Source organism: Rathayibacter festucae DSM 15932 (genome assembly GCF_004011135.1).
Taxonomy (GTDB): Bacteria; Actinomycetota; Actinomycetes; order Actinomycetales; family Microbacteriaceae; genus Rathayibacter; species Rathayibacter festucae.
This window is the reverse complement of the sequence record NZ_CP028137.1, coordinates 1,248,891-1,270,647: the sequence shown is the minus strand read 5'-3', so window position 1 is coordinate 1,270,647 and position 21,757 is coordinate 1,248,891. Positions and strand designations below refer to the sequence as shown.

The following is a 21,757-nucleotide window of genomic DNA, read 5'->3' as shown; positions in this document are numbered from 1 at the left end:
AGGGCCGCCGTGGACCGCTCCGGCGAACCGCCGATGCCCCCTCGTCCGCCGAGAGACCAGCCGGGTCGCCGCGCCACCATCCGCGACGTCGCCCGGGAGGCCGGCGTCTCGCGGCAGACCGTGACGCGCGCGATGAACGGGATGTCCGAGATCAGCGCCGCCACCCGCGAGCGCGTGCTCGCCGTGAGCGAGGCCCTCGGCTACGTCCCCAGCCGGTTCGCCGCCAACATGGCCCGGCAGAAGAGCATCGCGGTCGGCCTCGTGATCACCTCGCTGCGGAACCCGTACTACACCGACCTCGCCGCCGACCTGCTGGAGGAGTTCGCCGCACGCGGCTGGCAGGTCGTCGTCGTCGCCGAGACGAACGAGTCCGAGGAGCAGATCGTGGCGGACCTGGCCACCCAGGTCGACGTCATCGTCGGCTATCTCGCCCGGGAGAGCCTGGAGTCGATCCGCCGGGCGGCGCGCGGGGTGCCGGTCCTGCTGATCGAGCGCGACGACGAGCTGCCGGGCGTGCACGCCATCGCCGTGGACTTCGCACCCGGGATGCGCGCGCTGGTCGCCGGGCTGCGCGAGCGCGGGGCGTGCACCATCGGGATGCTCGACCACGCCGAGCCGGACGAGTACGCCCCGAGTGCGCGCCGGCTGCGGTTCGAGGAGTGCCTCGCGCCCGGCGAGGCCGCGCTCGTCGCGACCGGCGGCGAGACCATCGCGGGCGGAGCCGACGCCTTCGGCGAGCTGCTGGCCGCGCACCCCGAGGTCGACGCCGTCATCGCGTTCAACGACATGATGGCGCTCGGCGCCCTGCAGCGGGCGAGCCGCCTCGGGCTCGAGGTGCCGCGCGACGTCCGCATCGCCGGGATCGACGGCCTCAGCCTGGGCGCGGCGATGCTCCCGAGCCTGACCTCGCTCACCATCGACCGCGCGCTGATCGCCCGGGCGGCGGCGCTGCGGCTGGCGGAGCTGCTGTCCCCCGCCGGCGGAGGCCCGGGCGGTGCGGGTGCCGCGGATCCGATGACGGTCGTCACGCCGTGGCCGGAGTGGCGGGACAGCGCATGAGGATCACCGCCCCGGCCCCCCGCTGGCACCGGCCGCGGGAGCGCGCCCTAGCCGACGGCCGTCGGCCGGTCAACGCGGTCATCCCGATCCGCTCCGCTCCGTACGCTGAGGAACCGGGCCGAGAGGCTCCACGAGACGGGGGAACCATGCTGCAGGTGACGGTGTCCGAGCGGACGTACCTCCTCGCCGCGGACGCGACGATGGAGCGGACGAAGCAGGACGTGCTCGAGGCGATGCGCACCGCCCCGGCCTTCCTGTCCCTCACGACGGTGCTCGGCGGGCGGGTCGAGGTGCTGCTCACCGCAGCCAGCTCGGTCGTGCTCGAGCTGCACGACGAGGCTCCGCTCCCGACGGCCCCGCACGGCGACGCGGCGCCGGACTACGACGACCTCTACGGCGTCGACTACCTCTGACCCGCCGCGGTGCGCGGCCCAGTGCGACCGTCCTCGAGGGCGTGTCGGAGGTCGGTCGTAGACTGACCTCCCCATGCGCAGACACAGCCTGACCCCGCGTCCCGACTGGCGAGCCCGCTGCGACGAGGTCGGCTTCAGCTTCTACGACCTCCCCTCCGAGGGCGGCCGGCCCTACTGGAACGAGTCCGCGGCCTACGGCTTCTCGCTCGCCGAGATCGAGCTGCTCGAGACGGCGACCCAGGAGCTCTTCGACCGCTGCATGGACGCCTGCGAGCACGTCGTCCGCACCGGCCGCCTCGCGGAGTTCGGCATCCCGGAGCGCTTCCACGAGCTGGTCCGCACCTCCTGGGACGAGGACGACCCCACGGTCTACGGGCGGTTCGACCTCGCCTACGACGGCGAGGGCACGGTGAAGCTCCTCGAGTTCAACGCCGACACCCCGACCTCGCTGGTCGAGACGGCCGCCGCGCAGTGGCAGTGGCTGGAGGAGACGCGCGGCCCCGAGGCCGACCAGTTCAACGGCCTGCACGAGCAGCTCGTCGAGCAGTGGCGGCACCTCCGCGTCGACCGCTGGCAGCTGGACGAGGGCGCGCGGCTGCACCTCGCCTCGCTGCACGACTCCGGCGACGGCGAGCTGATCGTCGAGGACGCGGACACCGTCGCCTACATGGCCGAGACCGCGGCGCAGGCGGGGTTCGACCCGAAGCTGATCTTCGTGGAGGACATCCGCTACGAGCTCGACGGCGCCGGCTTCCTCGACGCCGACGGCGAGCCGATCCGGCGGATCTTCAAGCTCTACCCCTGGGAGTGGATGCTCGGCGAGCAGTTCGGTGGGCTGCTGCTCGACCGGCGCGAGCGCACCCGCTGGGTCGAGCCGGCCTGGAAGCTGCTGCTCAGCAACAAGCAGCTGCTCGTGGTGCTCTGGGAGCTGTTCCCGGGCCACCCGAACCTGCTCACGGCCTCCGTCGAGCCGCTCGTCGGCACGGCGCAGGTGCGCAAGCCCAGGCTGGGCCGGGAGGGCGCGAACGTCACGATCCTCGATGCGGACGGCTCGGTGGTCGCGGAGAACGGCGGCGCCTACGGCGAGGAGGGCTTCGTGCACCAGGCCCGGGCCGACCTCGCCCGGATCGACGGCCGGACGGTCGTGATCGGCAGCTGGATCGTCGGCGAGACGCCGGCCGGCATCGACGTGCGCGAGACCGGCGGACCGATCACCGGGGACCTCGCCGAGTTCGTGCCGCACTTCATCGAGGAGGGCCGGACCCCCCGCGACGAGCCCGTCTTCGGCCGCCCCGAGCACGCCCGACCCCAGGACGCGCGGGAGAACCGCCCGCAGGACGAGGAGACCCGATGACCACCCCCGACGACCGCCCCGAGGACCGCCCCCAGGATGCTCCGCAGGACTCCCCCGCCGGCGACCCGGGCACCACCCGCACCCGCCGCCGCTCCGGCGACGTCGGCATCAGCGGCATCGCCTCCAAGCGCCGCGGGCTCGTGATCGGCGGCGTGGTCGCCGTCGGCGTGCTCGGTCTCGCCGTCGCGCTCAACTCCGCGAACCCCTCCACCGACGGCGTGGTCACCACCGGCGCCGACGGCCAGGACTACGTCATCCCCGAGAACGCCGAGCGCCCGGTCTACGCGAGCCGCGAGGACTGCCTGGCGGACGTCCGGGAGCAGATCGCGCAGCTGCAGGCCCAGGGCGAGGAGGTCGGCGACGATCCCGAGCAGCTCTGCGAGGCGACCGACGAGTACCGCGGGCACTACGCCGGCGGCTTCTGGGTCGGCCCGCTGATCTTCGCGTCGTCGCGCTGGAACTCGACCCGCGCCACCAGCTGGGCCCCGGTCACGAGCGGCGGCTTCGCGGCGCGCGGGGCGACCCAGCCCGACGTGGTGCAGAAGGCGCCGGCGGGAGCGACTCCCGGCTCGAAGTCCACCCTCGCGGGCGGCTTCGGCGGCACGGGCAAGTCCGGCTTCGGCTCGCACGTCGGCGGCTGAGCAGCGCCTCCGGGGGGAGGCTCCTCAGCGGCGGGCGTCGCGGAGCTGGTCCAGCGCGGCCCGCACGTCGCGCCGCACGTCCTTGTCCGGGTCGCGGACCATCGAGGTCAGCGTCTGCTCGACACTCGCGGCGAACTCGCCCTTCGCGTCGCGCCCCGAGCCGATCCCGGCGACCGCGGCGGCGACGAGCGCCCGCGCACCGGCCGCGCGGACCCGCGCGTGCTCGTCGGTGGTGAGCCGCGCCAGCTTCTTCTGCCCGCCGAGGACCCGCTCGGCGCAGACCCGGGCGCACATCTCGCGCACGCGCCAGGCCGGGTTGGCCAGCCCGGCGAGGACCGCGTCGGCCGCGGTGTCGTCCCAGACGTAGAGCAGGGCGCGCGCGCCCCACAGCTCCGGCCAGTACAGCGAGGGCGCCCCCTGCAGGACGCCCGCCGCGTGCTCGCCGCCGACGGTGAGCAGGAAGGCCTCGCCCTCGTAGCCGCCGGTCAGCAGCGCGGCCGAGCGCAGGGCGACCGCGCGCTCGCCCTCGCGGGCGACCTGGGCGCGCAGGCGCTCCTCGAGCGGATCGGTGAGGGTGACGGAGGGTTCGCTGTCGGATGCCATAGGGCCACCAGCGTAGTCGGGGCGCCGTCGTCCCCGGCGAGGGGGATGCGGCGGCCCGGTCGGCGTCGCTAGCGTGCAGGGATGTCACGAATCACGCGCCACGGCGCTCCCGCGCGCCTCGGCGCCACCACCACCGCCGCCGCCGCCCTCCTCGTCCTCCTCGCCGGCTGCTCCTCCCCCGCCGGCACCGACTCCGGCAGCGACGCCGACACCATCGACACGGCCGCCGCGACCGGCGACACGATCACCGGCGACGGCTACTCCTACTCCGTGCCCGAGGGCTGGGGCACCCCCGACGCCGACCCCGCGAGCATGGGCGCGGACACCCTCGCCGCCGACCTCACCGACACCGACGGCTTCGCCGACAACGTGAACGTCGTGCTCAGCCCCGCCGGCGAGGTCTCCGCCGAGCAGGTCGAGGGCGCCGGCGTCACCGAGCTCGAGAACGCCGGGGCGACCGACGTCGAGGCGAACGACCGCGTCGTCGTCGCCGGAGCCGAGTCCGCGCACCTCAGCGCGAACCTCAGCGCGTCGGGCACCAGCTACGCCGTCGAGCAGTACTACGTCACCGACGAGGGCCAGACCTACGTCGTCACCTTCTCGTTCAGCCCCACCGTGGACGACGACCAGCGCGAGGCCGTCGCCGAGTCGGTCCTCGCCTCCTGGGCCTGGGCCTGATCCTGACGTGAGCCTGATCCCGATGTGAGCCTGCTCCGACCGCCGCCTCAGCCGCGCGGCCGGAGCAGGAAGTCGACGTGCCCGAGCACGGACGCCGCGACGAGCGGCCGACGCCCGACGACGGGCAGGACGATCGCCCCGAGGATCGAGAGCCCGAGCTCGTCGACCGGGGCGTCGGCCGGGAGCTGCCCCGCCTCGACCGCCTTCGCGAAGCGGTCCGAGAGCGTCTGGTCGACGCCGAACGCGCGGCCCAGTCGCTCCCCCACGGCGGCGTCCTCCGCGCCGGCCGCGATCAGCGAGCGCACCAGCGACGCGCCGGGCTCACTGCCCGCGAGCTCCAGGATCGGCGCGAGCCACACCCCGAGGTCGCGGCGGAGATCGCCGGTGTCAGGGAGCTGCACCTCGATCGCGACGAGCCGGCCCTCGATCATGCAGTCCGCGATCAGCGCGCCGCGGGAGGGCCACCAGCGGTAGACGGTCTGCTTGGAGACCCCGGCGTCCTTCGCGATGCCCTCCATCGTGAGGTGGTCCCAGCCCCGCTGCAGGAACAGCCGGGCGGTCGCCTCGAGGACCGACTCTCGTGCCGCGGCGCTGCGGACCGGTCCGCTCCGGTGCTCCGTCATGCGACGAGTGTACAGCGGCGCTAGACGAGACGTACCGTATGATCTAGCGACCGCTGCCGCCACCTCTCGCGGGCTCCTCTCGATCGGACATCTCCTTGGCCTCCCTGCTGTTCCGTCTGGGCACCTTCGCCGCTCGCCGCGCCTGGGCGGTGATCGTCGCCTGGGTCGTGATCCTCGGCGTCGCGGTCGGCGCCTTCCTCGCGGTCGGCGGCACGCTCACCAACAGCTTCGACATCCCGGGCACCGCGTCCGGCGCCGTCACCGACCAGCTGGCCGAGAAGCTGCCGGACACCGCCGGCGGCACCGGCACCGTCGTCTACCGCACCGCCGACGGCTCCGCGCTGACGGCGGAGCAGGAGTCGGCGATCTCGGCGCTGGCCGCCTCCGCCGAGGACCTCGAGGGCGTCGCCGCCGTCGTCGATCCGTTCGCCGCGCGCCAGTCGCAGCTCGACGGCGCGCAGCAGCTCGCCGACGGCCGGGCGCAGCTCCAGGCCGGGCAGGAGCAGATCGATGCCGGGCAGGCGCAGCTCGACGCGGGCCAGGCCCAGCTCACCGCAGGCCAGCAGCAGCTGACCGCGGCCCGCGAGCAGGCCGTCGCCGCCGGCGCTCCGGCGCAGCAGCTCGCCGCCCTCGACGCCCAGCAGGCGCAGCTCGACACCCAGCAGGCCGAGCTGACCGCGCAGCAGGCCGCCCTCGATGCCTCGCGCACCGAGCTCGAGGCGGGCGCGGCCCCGCTCGACCAGGGCGAGGAGCTCCTCGCCCTCGCGGACGGCATCGGCGTCGTCTCGGCGGACGGCTCGACCGCGATCGTCAACGTCTCCTTCACCGAGCCGCGCCTCGAGCTGCCGGAGGAGGTCAAGCAGGGCGTCATCGACCACTTCGAGTCCGCACCCGTCGCCGGCGCCGACGTCACGTTCGCGACCGACCTCGCCCAGGGCGTGCCGCAGATCTTCGGCGTCGGCGAGGCGGTCGGCCTCGTCTTCGCCGGTGTCGTCCTGATCGTGATGCTCGGCTCGCTCGTCGCGGCCGCGCTCCCGATCGTCACCGCCCTCGTCGGCGTCGGCGTCGGCGTCACCGCCTCGCTCTCCTTCTCGGGCGTCATCGACATGGCCTCGGTCACCCCGGTCCTCGGCGTGATGCTCGGCCTCGCGGTCGGCATCGACTACTCCCTCTTCATCGTCAACCGGCACCGCAAGCAGCTGCTCTCGGGTGTCGAGGTGCGCGAGTCGATCGGCCTCGCCAACGGCACCTCCGGCACCGCCGTCGTCTTCGCCGGCTCGACGGTCGTCGTCGCGCTGCTCGCCCTGAACGTCACCGGCATCCCGTTCCTCGGCCTGATGGGGACGGTCGGCGCCGTCTGCGTCGCGGTCGCCGTGCTGATCGCGGTCACGCTCGCCCCGGCGATCCTCGGCCTGCTCGGCACCCGGCTGCTGCGTCGCAAGGCCCGCTCGGCCGTCGTGCACCACGCGGCGGTCAAGACGGTCGCGCCGATGTCGACCCTGCGCGCGGTCCTCACCGTCGTCGGCACCGTCGCCGTGCTGCTCGTCATCGCGATCCCCGCGCTCTCGATGCGCCTCGGCCTGCCGGACGGCGCGAGCGAGCCCGAGGGCTCCACGAGCGCCCGCACCTTCGAGATCGTCGGCGACGAGTTCGGCGCCGGCGCGAACGGCCCGCTGCTCGTGACCGCGTCGGTCCCCGGCGGGGTCGCCGACGACGCGCTCCTGGCCACCCAGGTCGACGTCGCCCGGACGATCGCCGAGCAGGACGACGTCGTCGCCGTGGCGCCCGTCGCCGCCTCCGACGACGGCACGCTGCTCGCCTTCCAGGTGCTGCCGACCGAGGGCCCGAACAGCGCCTCGACCGAGGCCCTCGTGCAGGACCTCCGCGCCCTGCCGCCGGTGGACGACGACATCGTCCTGGGCGTCGCCGGCCAGGCGGCCACCAACATCGACATCTCCGAGGGGCTGAACGACGTCCTGCCGACCTACCTCGCGGTCGTCGTCGGCCTCTCGCTGCTGATCATGATCCTGGTGTTCCGCTCGCTGCTCGTGCCGCTGATCGCGACCGGCGGCTTCATCCTGTCGCTGTTCGCGACCTACGGGCTGATCGTCGCGGTCTTCCAGTTCGGCTGGGGCGCCGACCTGATCGGCCTGCACTCGACCGGGCCGATCCTGAGCTTCCTGCCGGTGATCCTGGTCGGCATCCTGTTCGGGCTGGCGATGGACTACCAGCTCTTCCTCGCCTCGGGAATGCGCGAGGCCTACGTGCACGGCGCGAACGCGCGGCTCGCCGTCGCCCAGGGCTTCCAGGCCGGCAAGGCGGTCGTGATCGCGGCGGCGCTGATCATGGTGGCGGTCTTCGGCGGCTTCATCTTCTCGGAGTCGACCATCATCCGCTCGATGGGCTTCGGCCTGGCCTTCGGCGTCCTGCTCGACGCGTTCGTCGTCCGGATGCTGCTGATGCCGGCGCTGATGCACCTGCTCGGCCGCTCCGCCTGGTGGCTCCCCCGCTGGCTCGACCGGCTCCTGCCGGACGTCGACCTGGAGGGCGCCGCGCTCGAGCGGACCCACCCGCACCCGCACGCCTGAGCCCCGCGGCTAGATTGGCGGGGTGACTGCCGCCCCGGACTCCCGCGCCTGGCGCCGGACTCCCGCCACGCCCGACCAGCGCCGCGCCGACGTCGCGACCGCCGCCGTGCTCTTCGGCGCCGCGGTGCTCTCGCTGGTGCTCGGCCGCGCGATCGGGCTGTTCACCGATCCCGCGTCGCCCGCGCTGAGCGCCGCGGTGCTCGCCGTCGTCGTCCTCCCGCTCGCGTTCCGGCGGACGGCGCCCGTCGCGGTCCTCGCCGTCATCGGGGCCGCGTTCCTGCTGGTCGGCGAGCTGAAGGTGCCCGAGCTGACGATCAGCAACATCGCGCTGTTCATGGCGCTCTACAGCGTCGGCGCCTGGGAGCAGAACCGGACGCGGGCGGGCTGGGCGCGCGGCGTGCTGGTCGCCGTGATGGCGGTCTGGCTGCTGATCACCTTCTTCCGCGCGAGCACGCAGGACCTCGACTTCGAGGGTGCCGGGATCGGCGCGCTCACGCCGATCGCGGCCTACATGCTCCAGCAGATCCTGATCAACGTCCTCTACTTCGCCGGCGCCTGGTGGTTCGGCGACCACGCCTGGGCCTCGGCCCGCCAGCGCGCCCTCACCGACCTGCGCACCCGGCAGCTCGAGGAGGAGCAGTCGACCGTCGCCCGCCAGGCGATCACCATCGAGCGGCTGCGGATCGCGCGCGAGCTGCACGACGCGGTCGCCCACCACGTCTCGCTGATGGGGGTCCAGGCCGGAGCGGCGCGGATGCTCGTCGACGCCGACCCCGCGAAGGCGCACGAGCAGCTCCAGGCGCTGGAGGGCACCTCCCGCGCGGCGGTCGGCGAGCTCTACCAGCTCCTCGGCACCCTCCGCGACGAGGAGTCCGCGCTCGACCCGGTCACGGCCTCACTCGATCTGAGCGGAGTGCCGGCGCTGGTCCGCGACGCCGAGTCCTCCGGCCTGCGCGTGACGCTCGAGGTGGTCGGCGAGCCCGTCGAGCTGCCCGCGCTGGTGGGTCTGAACCTCTACCGCATCGCGCAGGAGTCGCTCACCAACGTCCTCAAGCACGCCGGCCCCGGCACTCGGGCGCGTGTCCACCTGCGCTACCAGGGCGGCTCGGTCGAGCTCGAGATCGCCGACGACGGACTCGGGCGGCCGGGTCCGCGCCCACGCGGCGGCGGACTCGGCCTGCTCGGGATGCGCGAGCGCGCGGCGACCCTCGACGGCGCGGTGGAGGCGGGGCCGCGGGCCGACTCCGGCTGGGTCGTCCGCGTCACCGTGCCCCTGGCGGTCCGGGCATGAGCGGGGGTCAGGGCCTGAGCGGCGCTGCGGGCGGCGTGCGCGTCGTCCTCGTCGACGACCACGCGCTGATGCGGCAGGGCATCCGCACGATCCTCTCGCTGCAGCCCGGCATCGAGGTGGTCGGCGAGGCCTCCAGCGGCGAGGAGGCCGTCGAGATCGTGGCGCACACCCGGCCGGACGTCGTCTGCATGGACGTGGAGATGCCCGGGATCGGCGGGCTCGAGGCGACCCGGCTGATCCTCGCGGAGCCCGGAGCGACGGTCCAGGTGCTCGTGCTGACCACCTTCGAGCGCGAGGACTACCTGCTGGCGGCGCTCGAGGCCGGCGCGAGCGGCTTCCTGCTCAAGAACTCGCCGCCGGAGCGCCTCGTCGCGGGCGTCCGCGCGATCGCGGCGGGCGACGCCCTGCTCGCGCCCGAGCTGACCCGCGCGGTGATCGAGCGCGCCGTCGCCCGCGAGCGGGAGCGCACGCCGCTCGCGCAGCCGCCCGTGGGGCACGGCGCGCAGTCCGGCACCGCGCCCGAGAACCTGACCGCCCGCGAGACCGAGGTGCTCCGCCTGCTCGCGCAGGGGCTCTCCAACGACGAGATCGCCGAGCTGCTGGTCGTCGGCCGCGCGACGGTGAAGACGCACGTCTCGAACGTGCTCACCAAGCTGTCGCTGCGCGACCGGGTGCAGGCCGTCGCCTTCGCCTACCGCTCCGGCCTGGTCGACCCGCGGCGGCCGTCGGAGGCTCCTCCGTCCTGAGGCGGAGACCGCCGTTCACGCCCGCGCCGGAGGTGCCGGAGACGCGCCCTCCCTAGCGTGGAGGAGTCAGTCGGATCCGAGGAGGTCGCATGCTCAGCGTGCAGAACATCAGTCGCAGCTTCGGCGCCCATCGCGCCGTCGACGACGTCAGCTTCGATGTCGGGCGGGGCCGGCTCACCGGCTTCGTCGGCGGGAACGGCGCCGGGAAGACCACGACCATGCGGATGATCCTCGGCGTCCTGCGGCCGGACTCCGGCGAGGTGACCCTGGACGGCGCGCCGGTCGGCCAGGCCGCGCTGCACGGCTTCGGCTACATGCCGGAGGAGCGCGGCCTCTACCCGAAGATGGAGATCGGCGAGCAGCTCGCGTACTTGGCCCGGCTGCACGGCATCGACAAGGCCACCGCCGTCCAGCGGGCCGACGACCTGCTCGAGCGCCTCGGATTGATCGAGCGCCGCCGCGACAAGCTCGAGGCGCTCTCGCTCGGCAACCAGCAGCGCGTGCAGGTGGCGGCCGCCCTCGTGCACGACCCGGACGTGCTGATCATGGACGAGCCGTTCTCCGGGCTCGACCCGCTCGCCGTCGACGACGTCGTCACGGTCATCGCCGAGCACGCCGCCCGGGGCATCCCGGTGCTGTTCTCCTCGCACCAGCTGGACGTCGTCGAGCGGCTCTGCGACGACCTGGTGATCATCGCCGGCGGGCAGGTGAAGGCCGCGGGCGAGCGCGAGGCGCTGCGCGAGCAGTACTCCGGCGACCGCTGGTCGCTCGAGACGGACGGCGACGCGGGCTGGGTCCGCGGCGTCCCCGGCGTCGAGGTCGCGGAGCTGGCCGGCACGTCGGTGCTCTTCCACGCGGACCGGGCGGCGGCCGACGCCGTGCTGCGGGCCGCCGTCGAGCGCGGCACCGTGGCGTCGTTCCGGCCCGTGCGGCCGACCCTCGGGGAGATCTTCCGGGACATCGTGGTGAGCGCGCCCGCGGGCGCCGAGAAGAAGACGGAGGCGGTCCGATGACGACGAGCAGCACGAGGAGCACGAGCGGCACCGGTGCCGGTGCCCAGGACGGCCGGCTGAGTACCTGGGGCGCGACGCTCCTGGTCGCCGAGCGCGAGATCCTCTCCCAGATCCGGTCGAAGGCGTTCCTGGTCTCGACGGTCATCACGCTCGTACTGGTCATCGGCGGGATCGTTCTCGGGAACGTGCTGAGCAGCCGCACCGCCGACGCGACCCCCGTGGCGGTCGTCGGCTCCGCGGCGTCCTCGCTGGCCGCCGCCGACGCCCTCGAGGTCACCGAGGTCGGGAGTGTCGCGGAGGCGGAGGAGCTGGTGCGCGCCGGCGACGTCGACGCCGCGCTCGTCCCGAGCGACGACGCGATCGGCTTCTCGGTGCTCGCCCTCGACGAGGCGCCGGAGGGCCTGGTCTCGGCGCTGTCCGTCAGCCCCGCCGTCGAGCTGCTCGAGCCCTCGCAGACGCCCTCGGGCCTGCGGACGCTGATCGGACTGGCGTTCGGGCTGGTGTTCATGCTCGCCGTGCTCGGCTCGGGCGCGACCATCATGCAGAACACGGTGCAGGAGAAGCAGTCGCGCATCGTCGAGATCCTGCTCGCCGCGGTGCCCGCCCGGGCGCTGCTGGCCGGCAAGATCCTCGGCAACTCGGTGATCGGCGTCGGCACGGCCGCCGCGATCGCCGCCGCGTCGGCACTCGGCCTCGCCGTGACGGGGCAGACCGAGCTGCTCGACCTGCTGTCGGCGCCGCTGATCTGGTTCGTGGTGTTCTTCGTCTTCGGCTTCGTCCTGGTCGCGAGCGTCTTCGCGGCCGGCGCCGCGCTCGTCTCCCGCCAGGAGGACACCGGCTCGGTGATGACCCCCGCGATGATGCTCGTGATGGTGCCCTACTTCGGCGTCGTCATCTTCGGCGACAACCCGCTGGTGATGACGATCCTGTCCTACGTGCCCTTCAGCGCCCCCGTCGCGATGCCGGTGCGGCTCTTCTTCGGCGAGGCGGAGTGGTGGGAGCCACTGGTCTCGCTCGGCCTCCTCGTCGTCGCCACCGCGGCCGTGATGGCCGTCGCCAGCCGCATCTACACCAACTCGCTGCTGCGGATGGGCTCCCGCGTCCGCCTCCGCGACGCCCTGACCGCGAGCTGACCCCGTCGCTTGCCGATCGAGCAGCCCGCGCATCGGGCAGTCATGCTGATCGAGGATCCCGCACCGCGGGCGCACCGAGATCCACCAGCGTCCTCGGAAAGATCACCTGAGACGTAGGGGAGAACCATGCTGATCGAGTAGCCCGCGGAGCGGGCGTATCGAGATCCACCACCGTCAGAACGCGAGTCTGCAGACCCGCCCTGTTGGTGGTGGCGGGTCTCGATACGCCCCTGCGGGGCTACTCGACCAGCATGAGAACGGCCGCAGCGCGTCCTTTCCCTCACCACCGAGACGCGAAGCGGGTCGGCCGCTCGAGAAGGCGTCGGGAGACACAGCAGGACCCGCCTGTCCACGTGTGTGGGGCGGGTCCGCTTCTCAAGTCTGACTCAGACGAGTGGCCGGCTCTGTGCCTTGTCGCCGGAGATCGCCGGCCCTCACCAGCCCTCGGGGCCCGCGCTTCCCGCTTCGGGCTCATCGAGCGGGGTACCGCCCTCGGTCCAGCGCGAGAGCATCGGGGTGATGGTGCGCCGGCACTGCGCGGCGACGGGGAACGACACAGCCAGCAGGCGGTGGGCACTCCCGCGTCCGCCTCCGCGACGCCCTGGCAGCAGCTGACCCCGCCGCGTCTCGTCACGCGGCTGACCCGCCAGATCGACTGCATCGTGCCACCGATGGGGCGGTGCCGACCGCGGGGCACGAGACTTCGGACTTCCAGCGGATGATCGGTGCTCGGCTCCCGCCTGACACGGGCACCGGCGCGATCAGGGAGAGACGATGCCGGACGCTCGACGGGACGATGCACGCTTCGAGGAGAAGGACGGCGCCGAGCGAGGGGTGTCGCGCCGAGCCGCCGTGGTGGCGGCCGCGTGGACCACTCCGGTGGTCTCGGCCGCCGTGGCGGCGCCGGGCGCGGCCGCCTCCGCACCGGCCCCGGTGCATCAGGGACCGTACGTCGGGCTCTTCCTCACGGCCGGGCCGCGCGCCGGCGAGTTCGAGGTCGAAGTGCGGGTGGCCGGGAGCGGACCGGACGGAGCCCCCGTCACGCTGCTCACCGACGCGAGCGTGGACATCACGACGAATCACGACGTGGAGACCTGGTGGCCTGGATTCGTCGTCGACGGTCCCCGAGCCGCCACCATCCCGATTCCCGCCGGCACCTACACGCACGTCGGCGAATACGTGGGCAAGGACGGAGTGCTGCTGAACATCTCGATCGTCCGGTACCCCTCGGGCTCTCGACTGAGCCGGACGCCCGCGGGCGAATTCTCGATCACGGCCACCGTGACCGTCGGGCGCGTCTACCCGGGTGCAGATGCCGTGGCACGCAGATACATCGGCTTTCCGACCCAGACGGTCACCGTCGTGGTCTGAGGGGCGAGCGAACGCCCTCGCACCGCTGCCCTCCTGATGATCGAGCATCCCGCGCATCGGAGGAACCGAGACCCACCCCCGGCGGGAAGGGTGGGACTCGAGACGACCGCTCGGTGCTCCTCGACCAGCAGGGGGAGGGCGAGTGTCCCCCTCGGCCCCGGCCCCACTCCCGACATCCCGGCGCCAGGTTCACTGCATCGTGCCATCGATGGGGCGGTGTCGACCGCGGTGCCCGAGACTTCGGACTTCCAGCGGATGATCGGTGCTCGGCTCCCGCCTGTGACGGGCACCGGCGCGATCAGGGAGAGACGATGTCGGATGCTCGACGGGACGATGCACGCTTCGAGGAGAGGGACGGCGCCGAGCGGGGGGTGACGCGCCGGGCCGCCGTGGTGGCAGCCGCGTGGACCACTCCGGTGGTCTCGGCCGCGGTCGCGGCGCCCGGTGCGGCCGCGTCCGCACCGGTCCCGGTCGATGAGGGACCCTACGTCGGGCTGTTCCTCATCAACTGGCGTGCGGGCGACTTCCGGGTCGATCTGCGGGTGGCGAGGAGCGGCGCGGCCGGAGCCCCCGTCGCTCTCACCGACGAGGCGAGGGTGGACATCACGAGCGAGCACGACGTGGAGACGTGGGCCGCAGGGATCGTCGTCGACGGCCCGCGGTCCGCGCACCTCCTGCTGCCGGCAGGCCTCTACCCCTCGGCCGGCACGTACACCGGCAAGGACGGCGTGACCCTCCAGATCGCGAGGATCGCGGGGAGCGGGTACTCGAGGTTCACCTGGCTGCCCAAGGGCAGGTTCACGGTGACGGCCACCGTGACGCGAGGTCGAGTCCACCCGGGCAGCGATCCGAAGGCGCAGACCGCGCTCGGCTTCGGGACCCAGTCCCTCGGCATCATCGCCTGAGCGGTCGACCTCCCGCGCCGACCGAGCAGCCCGCGCCCCATGCCGATCGAGCAGCCCGCGCAGCGGGCTACTCGACCAGCACGCAGCTCGCCCGCCCCTCCACCCCGCGCATCGACGTCCCGGCGCCAGGTTCACCGCATCGCGCCAGCGATTCGGCGGATCCGGATAGGTGACCGAGCATTGCGGCATCCGTCCGGTCTCGGCGAGCCGAGGGCGCGCGGCACGACGGGTCGCGAGGAGCCGTGCGACCGGAGGGAGATCTCATGTCCGGCAGTCGTTCGGATGGTCAGGGAGTCACCCGCCGCGCCGCGATCGCGATGGCCTGCACGGCGCCCGTCCTCGCCGCGGCGGTCGGCGCCCCCGGGTCCGCCGCAACCGCTCCGCGCCCCCTCGAGGCCGGACCGTACGTCGGTCTCTTCCTGGACTCCCTGTCCTCGGGGAACTTCATCGTCGAGCTCCGGGCAGCGCGCAGCGGGGTGTCCGGAGCACCGGTCGAGCTCCTCAGCGACACCCGGATGGACGTGACCGCCGAGCACGACGTCGAGCACTGGTCGGAGTGGCTCGTCGTCGACGGCCCGCGCTCCGCTCACCTCGTGGTCCCGGCCGGGAGCTACCGGAGCCGCGGCACCTACACGGACCGGGACGGGCGGGTGATGCAGGTGGCGCCCCTCGGCCCGGGACGGATGTACTGCGCACTGACGCCGGTTCCCCCGGGCGGCTTCCGCGTCACGGCGACCGTGACGCGAGGCCCGGTCTCCCCCGAGACGAAGGGCGAGGCCCCCGCGTTCCTCGGCCTCCCGACTCGGACGATCCTCGTCGACGTCTGAGAGCGGCGACGGCGGGGTCTCCTTCGAACGGTACCTCGTGCGTATGAGGAAGGCATGCTGATCGAGTAGCCCGCGCAGCGGGCGTATCGAGATCCACCCTGCTGACAACGGTGGGTCTCGATACGCCCCTGCGGGGCTACTCGACCAGCATGGAGAGAGGCTGCAGCCCACGCGGGCCGCCCCGATCCATGTTGATCGAGTAGCCCGCGCAGCGGGCGTATCGAGATCCACCCTGCCGACGACGGCGGGTCTCGATACGCCCCTGCGGGGCTACTCGACCAGCATGGAGGGCTCTGCCCTGCGGGGCTGCTCGCGCGCTACCAGCCCTCGGGGCCAGCGCTTCCGGCCTCGTACTCGTCGAGCGGGGTGCCGCCCTCGGCCCAGTGCGAGAGCACCGGCGTGATGATGCGCCAGCACTGCTCGGCGACGGCTCCCGGCACCGACAGCAGGGTGTCGCCCTGGAGGATGCCGGCGAGCACCTGCGCGTAGGGGTCGAGCGTGGCGGCGCCGGGCTGCGCCTGGAGCGTCGCGCGCTCGAGGTCGGTGAGGTCGTCGGCGCTGTTCACCAGCAGGTCGAGGCTGACGTCGCCGCCCTTGAGCGACATCCGCAGGACGGTGCCCGCCCCGTCGTCGGCGCCGGCCAGGCCGCGCGGCGGGGTCGCGGCGCGGAAGTGCACGGCGACCTCGTGGCGCGGGTCGCCGATCGCCTTGCCGGAGCGCAGCACGAACGGCACGCCGGCCCAGCGGGGCGTGTCGACCTGGAGCAGCAGCTGCGCGAGCGTCTCGGTGCCGGCCTCCGGATCGACGTCGGGCTCGTCGACGTAGGAGGGGAAGAACCGGCCGTCGACCCGGCCCTCGGTGTAGCGCGCGCGGCGCGCCGTGGCCGGGTCGTCGCGCCACAGGCGGACGGCGCCGAGCGCCTCGGCCATCCGCTCGTGCACGTCCTCCGGCGAGACCTCCTCGGGGCGCTCCATCGTCGTCAGCGCGAGCACCATCAGCAGGTGGCTCTGCAGCATGTCCCGCAGGGCGCCGGTGCCGTCGTAGAAGGCGGCGCGCCCCTCGATCCCGAGCGTCTCGTCGTAGACGATCTCGATCTTCTCGATCTGCTCGGCGCTCCAGCTCGCCTCGAGCAGCCGGTTGCCGAAGCGCAGTCCGAGCATGCCCATGACGGTCGCGTTGCCGAGGAAGTGGTCGATGCGCCACAAGCGGTCCTCGGAGATCACGGGCGCGAAGGCGGCGTTCAGCGCGATCGCGTCGTCGAGGTCCTCGCCGAACGGCTTCTCGATCGCGACGACGAGGTCCTCCGGGAGGTCCAGCTTCGAGAGCGAGTCGGCGACCTTGTGGCCCATCGCCGGCGGCAGCGCGACGTAGAGCACGGGCGTCGTCGGGCAGGCGTCGAGCAGGGCCTTCAGCTGCTCCGGGTCGGAGGCGTCGGTGGCGACGAAGCGGGCGCGCGCGGCGAGGTCGTCGACGGTGTGCGCCGCGATCCCGGCCGCCTCGAGGCTGCGGCGGACGAGCCCCTGCCACTCGTCGTCGGTCTGCGGGGTGCGGGCGGCGCCGATCAGGGTCAGCTCGGAGTCGCGGGCGAGCTCCGCGACGCGGCCGAGCCCCGGCAGGAGCAGCCGCTCGGTGAGATCGCCGCCCGCGCCGAGGATCGCGATGGTGCGGCGGGTGCTCTCGAGAGCGGTGGCCTCGGGGATGCCGATCGGGTCGGTCATGGTGTCTCCTCCTGTGCGGGGTGCGGGGCGTGGTGCAGGTCGGGGTGCGGGGCGTCGGGAGGCGTCGTCACGGCTCACGCCTCGGGGATCGTGCGCTCGAACAGCGCCGGCCGCTCCACGTCGGGGTCGGGGCCGCTGCGGACGCCGGTGTCGAGGGCGTCGATCCGGGCGAGCTCGTCGTCGGAGAGCTCGAAGTCGAACACGTCGATGTTCGCCGCGATCCGCTCGGGGTTCGTCGACTTGGGGATCGCGGAGCGGCCCTGCTGCAGGTGCCAGCGGAGCATCACCTGCGCCGGGCTCTTGCCGTGCTCGGTCGCGATGGCGCCGATCGTCGCGTCGTCCATCACGCTGCGGCGCTCGTCGCCCCAGCCGGGGTAGAAGGTGATGCCGCCGATCGGCGACCAGGCCTGGGTGAGGATCCCGCGCTCGGCGTGCTCGCGGCGGAGGTCGGGCTGCGCGAAGTACGGGTGCAGCTCGACCTGGTTGACGGCGGGGATGACGTCGACCTCGGCGAGGAGGCGCGCCAGGTGCGCGGGCGTGAAGTTGCTGACGCCGATCGCGCGCACGCCGCCGTCGGCGAGGAGCTTCTCGAGCGCCCGGTAGGCGGCGACGGTGGTGTCGAAGCGGGACGGGACGGGCTGGTGGAGGATCAGCAGGTCGAGCTGCTCGACGCCGAGCTTGCCGGTCGCCTTCTCGAAGGCGTGCAGGGTCTCGTCGTAGCCGTAGTCGGTGACCCAGACCTTCGTCTCGACGAACACCTCCGAGCGGTCCAGGCCCGAGCGGCGGAGGCCCTCGCCGACCTCGCGCTCGTTGCCGTACGCGGCGGCGGTGTCGATGTGGCGGTAGCCGGCCTCGAGGGCGGACTGCACGGCGGCGGTCGTCTCCTCGGGCGCGCTCTGGAAGACGCCGAGCCCGAGAGCGGGAAGGGTGACGCCGTTGTTGAGGGTGAGCTGCAGGGTCATGCCTCCACGCTAGGACGCGATCGCCGCCGGAGGGAGGGTCCCGCCACCCCCTCGACGGGAGCGCCGGAGTGTGCGCTCATGGAGGCGGTGCTCGACGACGTCCCTCCCCTTCCGGAGCGGAGCGCGCAGCCCTCGTCAGGAAAGGCCGGGTCCGCCGTGCCCCTCAGCGTTCTGTTCCTCGGAGGAACGGGCATCATCAGCTCGGAGGGCGTCCGCCGCGCTCTCGCCGTCGGCCACGAGGTGACCGTGCTCAACCGCGGCCGGACCTCGATCCGCCCGCTGCCCGACGGCGTCCGGACGCTGACCGCCGACGTCCGCGACCCGGCCTCCGTGCGCGAGGCCCTCGGCGACGAGCGCTTCGACGCGGTGATCGAGTTCGCGGCGTTCACCCCCGAGCACGTGCAGCAGGACATCGACCTGTTCGCCGGCCGCACCGGCCAGTACGTCTTCATCAGCTCCGCGTCGGCGTACCAGAAGCCGCCGGCGCGCGTGCCGGTGACGGAGTCGACGCCGCTGCGGAACCCGTACTGGAGCTACTCGCAGGAGAAGATCGCCTGCGAGGACCTGCTGGTCGGCGAGTACCGGCGCACCGGCTTCCCGGTGACGATCGTCCGCCCCTCGCACACCTACGACCGCACCTCGCTCCCGGTCGACGGCGGCTGGACCGTCATCGACCGGATGCGGCGCGGCCTCGAGGTGGTCGTGCCCGGCGACGGCACCTCGCTCTGGACGATCACGCACAGCCGCGACGTCGCCGTCGGCCTCGTGGGGCTGCTCGGCGCGCCGGCGGCGATCGGCGAGGCGTTCCACATCACCGGCGACGAGACGCCCACCTGGGACCGCATCCACCACGACCTCGCGACCGCCGCGGGCACCGAGGCGCGGATCGTGCACATCACCTCCGACGCGATCGCCGCGGCCGACCCGGAGCTGGGCGCGGGCATCGTCGGCGACAAGGCCCACTCGATGGTGTTCGACAACGCGAAGATCCGGAGCCTGGTGCCGGCGTTCGCGCCCTCGACCCGCTTCAGCGACGGCGCGCGCGAGATCGTCGAGTGGTACGACGCGGACCCGGCCCGCCGAACGGTCGACGAGCGGATGGACCGGCTCTTCGACGCGCTGATCGAGACCTACCGGCCGCGGGCGCTCTGAGGGCCGCAGGTCACGCTCTGAGGGCCGCCGGTCAGACGACCGCGATGATCAGGTAGTCGCTGGCCGGAGCGGCCGAGGTGCTCGACAGTGCCACGAGGCAGCTGACGATGTAGCCCGACGCGTGGACGCTGAACTGCGGCGGGACCGGAGACTCGCCGTCGCGGAGGCCGGTCGCGTCCGACCAGGCGAGGACGACGACGCCCGGCGTGCGGGAGCCGAGCGGCTCCACGACGACCCAGGGGCCCTCCTCCAGGACGAAGTCGGACAGCACGACATCGCTGTCGCCCGTGTCGAACGTCACCCGGGCGACGATGTCGCGCACGGGCTCGCTGCCCTGCGAGGCCGAGACCACCGGGGTGAACTGGCCGGCGTAGAGGTCGCCGCCGCCGTTCGAGAGGCCGCCGGAGACGCCGAGCGCGGCGCCGACCTCTCCGGAGGCCGCGGCGAGCGGGGCGGCGGAGGCGGCGAGGAGGACCGGGGCGCTCCACAGGGCGGCGGTCGTCGCGGTGCGGCGCGAGACGGGGCGGGGGCTGGTCATGGGGTCCTCTCGGCGGGTTCGGCGGTGCGGGGGACACCGGGCGTCACGCTAGCGCCCGCCGATCAGGCCGGTGCCGGATCCGCCCGAGTTGCCCCCCGCACGGGGTCACCGCACGCGGTCGCCACGGGGACCGGCGCGCGGAAAGTTCACCCGGCTATGCATCTCCGTTCACCCACGGGAGCGGGAATCAGGAGTGTGCTGGGTGAGCCCCTTCTCAGGGGCCCTCACCCCAAGGAGTCCCCGACGTGACACGACTGCCCCGCTCCGCGCACCGCGGACGCACCGCACTGGCCCTCACGGCCGTCGCCCTGGTCGGCGCCGCCGCCCTGGCCGCCCCCGGCGCGGCCACCGCCATCGGCGCCGCCGACCTCGCCGCCACCGGTGGCGCCGCCCGCATCTCCCCCGTCGACGCCGACCTCTCCGACTCGCTGCGCGCGGCGGTGAAGGAGCAGGACGCGAAGAACGTCATCCTCCTCATCGGCGACGGCATGGGCGACTCCGAGATCACGGTCGCCCGCAACTACGCCTACGGCGCCGCCGGCCGCTTCCCCGGCATCGACGCCCTGCCGATCACCGGCCAGTACACGACGTACTCGCTCTACCGCGCCGACGACCCCGCGACCGGCGCCGTCAAGGGCGCCCCGGACTACGTGCCCGACTCCGCCGCCACCGGCAGCGCCTGGGCCACCGGCACCAAGACCTACGACAACGCGATCTCGGTCGACATCGACCAGGAGCGCAAGGACACCCTCCTCGAGATCGCGAAGGCGAACGGCCTGAAGACCGGCAACGTCACCACCGCCGAGATCCAGGACGCCACCCCGGCCGTGCAGGCCGCGCACGTCGACGCGCGCAGCTGCTACGGACCCGACAGCGCCAGCTGCGGGAACGACGCGCTCGAGAACGGCGGACTCGGCTCGATCAGCGAGCAGATCCTCGACACCCGCGCCGACCTCACCCTCGGCGGCGGCTCCGCCACGTTCGCGCAGACCGCGAAGGCGGGCGACTGGGCCGGGCAGACCCTGTTCCGGCAGGCCGACGAGCGCGGCTACCAGGTGCTCGGCGACGCGACGACGGCCGCCACCGCGGACCAGCTCGACGCGCTGACCGTCGCCGACCAGGACGCGCCGGTGCTCGGCCTGTTCAACTCCGGCAACCTGCCCGTGCGCTACGCGCCGACCCCCGCGACCGTCGGCGGCGCCGACGCCGCGCCGCAGACCTGCGTCGCGAATCCCTCGCGTCCCGCCGAGCAGCCCACCCTGCGCGCGATGACCGAGAAGGCGATCGACCTGCTCGACACCGGCGACGAGGGCTTCTTCCTCCAGGTCGAAGGCGCCAGCATCGACAAGCAGGACCACGCCGCGAACGCCTGCGGCCAGATCGGCGAGACCGTCGACCTCGACGAGGCCGTCCAGGCCGCGCTCACGTTCGCCGAGGCGGACGGGAACACCCTCGTCATCGTCACCGCCGACCACGCGCACTCGAGCCAGATCGTCGACTCCACCCCGCCGACCTCGCTCAGCACCGCGCTGAAGACCGTCGACGGCAGCACGATGAAGGTGTCCTACGGCACGGCCGCCGAGGGCGGCTCGCAGCAGCACACCGGCACGCAGCTGCGCATCGCGGCCTACGGACCCGGCGCGGCCAACGTCGCCGGCCTCACCGACCAGACCGACACGTTCTTCACCATCTCGAACGCGCTCGGCCTGGACCGCGACATCCGGAACCTGAGCTTCGGCGCCACCGCCGAGCTCTCGGGCAGCACCTTCGCCCCCGGAGCCCGGATCACCCTGACGGCGGAGGGCTTCCGGGGCGACACGCAGCTCATCGGCTCCGCGCCGCTCTTCACCGAGCGCACGGCGACGCGCGACCTCAACGACGGCGCGCTGACCGCCACTGCCAAGGCCCCCACCACCCCCGGGGACTACAGCGTCACGGTCACCGGCGCGCAGTCGGGCAAGGCGATCACCCTCGCCTTCACCGTGAAGCGCTGATCCCCGGGCACTGAACCCCGGGCACTGATCGCAGAAGGGCCGTCCCACCGGGGCGGCCCTTCCGCCGTCCCCGGCCCGCCCTCCCCCGTCTCGGAGGCGCGGAGTGCTGGCCTCTCTACCCGCCACCGGCCTAGGTTGGACGCACCTG

The 21,757-nt window shown here is 73.4% G+C and carries 20 protein-coding genes; 15 read left to right on the top strand and 5 right to left on the bottom strand.

The window, feature by feature from the left end:
- Positions 1-33 precede the first annotated feature (33 nt).
- The 4 genes from C1I64_RS05980 (at position 34) to C1I64_RS05965 (ending at position 3,467) form a co-directional block, all read left to right on the top strand.
- A complete protein-coding gene (locus tag C1I64_RS05980; protein ID WP_127886539.1) occupies positions 34-1,059 on the top strand; it encodes a LacI family DNA-binding transcriptional regulator in 1,026 nt (341 codons plus the stop codon).
- A 155-nt stretch (positions 1,060-1,214) separates the two neighbouring features.
- The gene (locus C1I64_RS05975; protein ID WP_127886538.1) at positions 1,215-1,472 is read left to right on the top strand and encodes a hypothetical protein; all 258 of its coding nucleotides are present in this window, start codon (positions 1,215-1,217) and stop codon (positions 1,470-1,472) included.
- Positions 1,473-1,545: 73 nt separating this feature from the next.
- The gene (locus C1I64_RS05970; protein WP_127886537.1) at positions 1,546-2,826 is read left to right on the top strand and encodes a glutathionylspermidine synthase family protein; all 1,281 of its coding nucleotides are present in this window, start codon (positions 1,546-1,548) and stop codon (positions 2,824-2,826) included.
- Positions 2,823-3,467: a hypothetical protein gene (locus C1I64_RS05965; protein WP_127886536.1), complete on the top strand. Its 645-nt coding sequence runs from the start codon at positions 2,823-2,825 to the stop codon at positions 3,465-3,467. Before C1I64_RS05970 ends, C1I64_RS05965 begins: the two co-directional genes overlap by 4 nt.
- Before the next feature lie 24 nt (positions 3,468-3,491).
- On the opposite strand, the gene C1I64_RS05960 is transcribed toward C1I64_RS05965, so the two are convergent.
- Positions 3,492-4,070, bottom strand: coding sequence for a HEAT repeat domain-containing protein (locus tag C1I64_RS05960; protein WP_164874455.1), 579 nt, complete (start codon positions 4,068-4,070; stop codon positions 3,492-3,494).
- An 81-nt stretch (positions 4,071-4,151) separates the two neighbouring features.
- Between C1I64_RS05960 and C1I64_RS05955 the strand changes: the two genes are divergently transcribed.
- Entirely contained in the window at positions 4,152-4,748 is a 597-nt protein-coding gene (locus C1I64_RS05955; protein WP_127886535.1) for a hypothetical protein, read from the top strand.
- A 47-nt stretch (positions 4,749-4,795) separates the two neighbouring features.
- Here C1I64_RS05955 and C1I64_RS05950 read toward each other — a convergent pair whose 3' ends face one another.
- Entirely contained in the window at positions 4,796-5,371 is a 576-nt protein-coding gene (locus C1I64_RS05950) for a TetR/AcrR family transcriptional regulator (protein WP_127886534.1), read from the bottom strand.
- A gap of 95 nt (positions 5,372-5,466) precedes the next feature.
- Here C1I64_RS05950 and C1I64_RS05945 point away from each other — a divergent pair, with 95 nt between their 5' ends.
- The 8 genes from C1I64_RS05945 to C1I64_RS05910 all read left to right on the top strand — a co-directional run bounded on the left by C1I64_RS05945 (position 5,467) and on the right by C1I64_RS05910 (position 15,245).
- Positions 5,467-7,959: an MMPL family transporter gene (locus C1I64_RS05945; protein WP_127886533.1), complete on the top strand. Its 2,493-nt coding sequence runs from the start codon at positions 5,467-5,469 to the stop codon at positions 7,957-7,959.
- A 22-nt stretch (positions 7,960-7,981) separates the two neighbouring features.
- Positions 7,982-9,250 (top strand): sensor histidine kinase, encoded by a 1,269-nt coding sequence (locus C1I64_RS05940; RefSeq protein ID WP_127886532.1) that lies wholly within the window; start codon positions 7,982-7,984, stop codon positions 9,248-9,250.
- Positions 9,247-9,996, top strand: a complete 750-nt coding sequence (locus tag C1I64_RS05935) for a response regulator (RefSeq protein WP_127886531.1) — start codon at positions 9,247-9,249, stop codon at positions 9,994-9,996. Before C1I64_RS05940 ends, C1I64_RS05935 begins: the two co-directional genes overlap by 4 nt.
- An 89-nt stretch (positions 9,997-10,085) precedes the next feature.
- Positions 10,086-11,009, top strand: coding sequence for an ABC transporter ATP-binding protein (locus C1I64_RS05930; protein WP_127886530.1), 924 nt, complete (start codon positions 10,086-10,088; stop codon positions 11,007-11,009).
- Positions 11,006-12,142: an ABC transporter permease gene (locus tag C1I64_RS05925; RefSeq protein ID WP_127886529.1), complete on the top strand. Its 1,137-nt coding sequence runs from the start codon at positions 11,006-11,008 to the stop codon at positions 12,140-12,142. The genes C1I64_RS05930 and C1I64_RS05925 overlap by 4 nt, the downstream gene beginning before the upstream one ends.
- A gap of 879 nt (positions 12,143-13,021) precedes the next feature.
- A complete protein-coding gene (locus tag C1I64_RS05920) occupies positions 13,022-13,513 on the top strand; it encodes a hypothetical protein (RefSeq protein WP_127886528.1) in 492 nt (163 codons plus the stop codon).
- A 371-nt stretch (positions 13,514-13,884) separates the two neighbouring features.
- The gene (locus C1I64_RS05915; RefSeq protein ID WP_127886527.1) at positions 13,885-14,418 is read left to right on the top strand and encodes a hypothetical protein; all 534 of its coding nucleotides are present in this window, start codon (positions 13,885-13,887) and stop codon (positions 14,416-14,418) included.
- 263 nt (positions 14,419-14,681) lie between these two features.
- On the top strand, positions 14,682-15,245 hold the full coding sequence (locus tag C1I64_RS05910) for a hypothetical protein (protein WP_127886526.1): 564 nt from the start codon (positions 14,682-14,684) through the stop codon (positions 15,243-15,245).
- Between the two features lie 317 nt (positions 15,246-15,562).
- On the opposite strand, the gene C1I64_RS05905 is transcribed toward C1I64_RS05910, so the two are convergent.
- Both C1I64_RS05905 and C1I64_RS05900 read right to left on the bottom strand, forming a co-directional pair.
- Positions 15,563-16,963, bottom strand: a complete 1,401-nt coding sequence (locus C1I64_RS05905; RefSeq protein ID WP_208645089.1) for a glucose-6-phosphate dehydrogenase — start codon at positions 16,961-16,963, stop codon at positions 15,563-15,565.
- 74 nt (positions 16,964-17,037) lie between these two features.
- The gene (locus C1I64_RS05900; protein ID WP_123445902.1) at positions 17,038-17,925 is read right to left on the bottom strand and encodes an aldo/keto reductase; all 888 of its coding nucleotides are present in this window, start codon (positions 17,923-17,925) and stop codon (positions 17,038-17,040) included.
- Positions 17,926-18,081: 156 nt separating this feature from the next.
- Here C1I64_RS05900 and C1I64_RS05895 point away from each other — a divergent pair, with 156 nt between their 5' ends.
- Entirely contained in the window at positions 18,082-19,077 is a 996-nt protein-coding gene (locus C1I64_RS05895; RefSeq protein ID WP_244209409.1) for an SDR family oxidoreductase, read from the top strand.
- Positions 19,078-19,108: 31 nt separating this feature from the next.
- On the opposite strand, the gene C1I64_RS05890 is transcribed toward C1I64_RS05895, so the two are convergent.
- Positions 19,109-19,615, bottom strand: a complete 507-nt coding sequence (locus tag C1I64_RS05890; protein WP_127886524.1) for a hypothetical protein — start codon at positions 19,613-19,615, stop codon at positions 19,109-19,111.
- 245 nt (positions 19,616-19,860) lie between these two features.
- On the opposite strand from C1I64_RS05890, the gene phoA reads away from it, so the two are divergent.
- A complete protein-coding gene (phoA, locus tag C1I64_RS05885; protein ID WP_244209408.1) occupies positions 19,861-21,609 on the top strand; it encodes an alkaline phosphatase in 1,749 nt (582 codons plus the stop codon).
- Positions 21,610-21,757 lie beyond the last annotated feature (148 nt).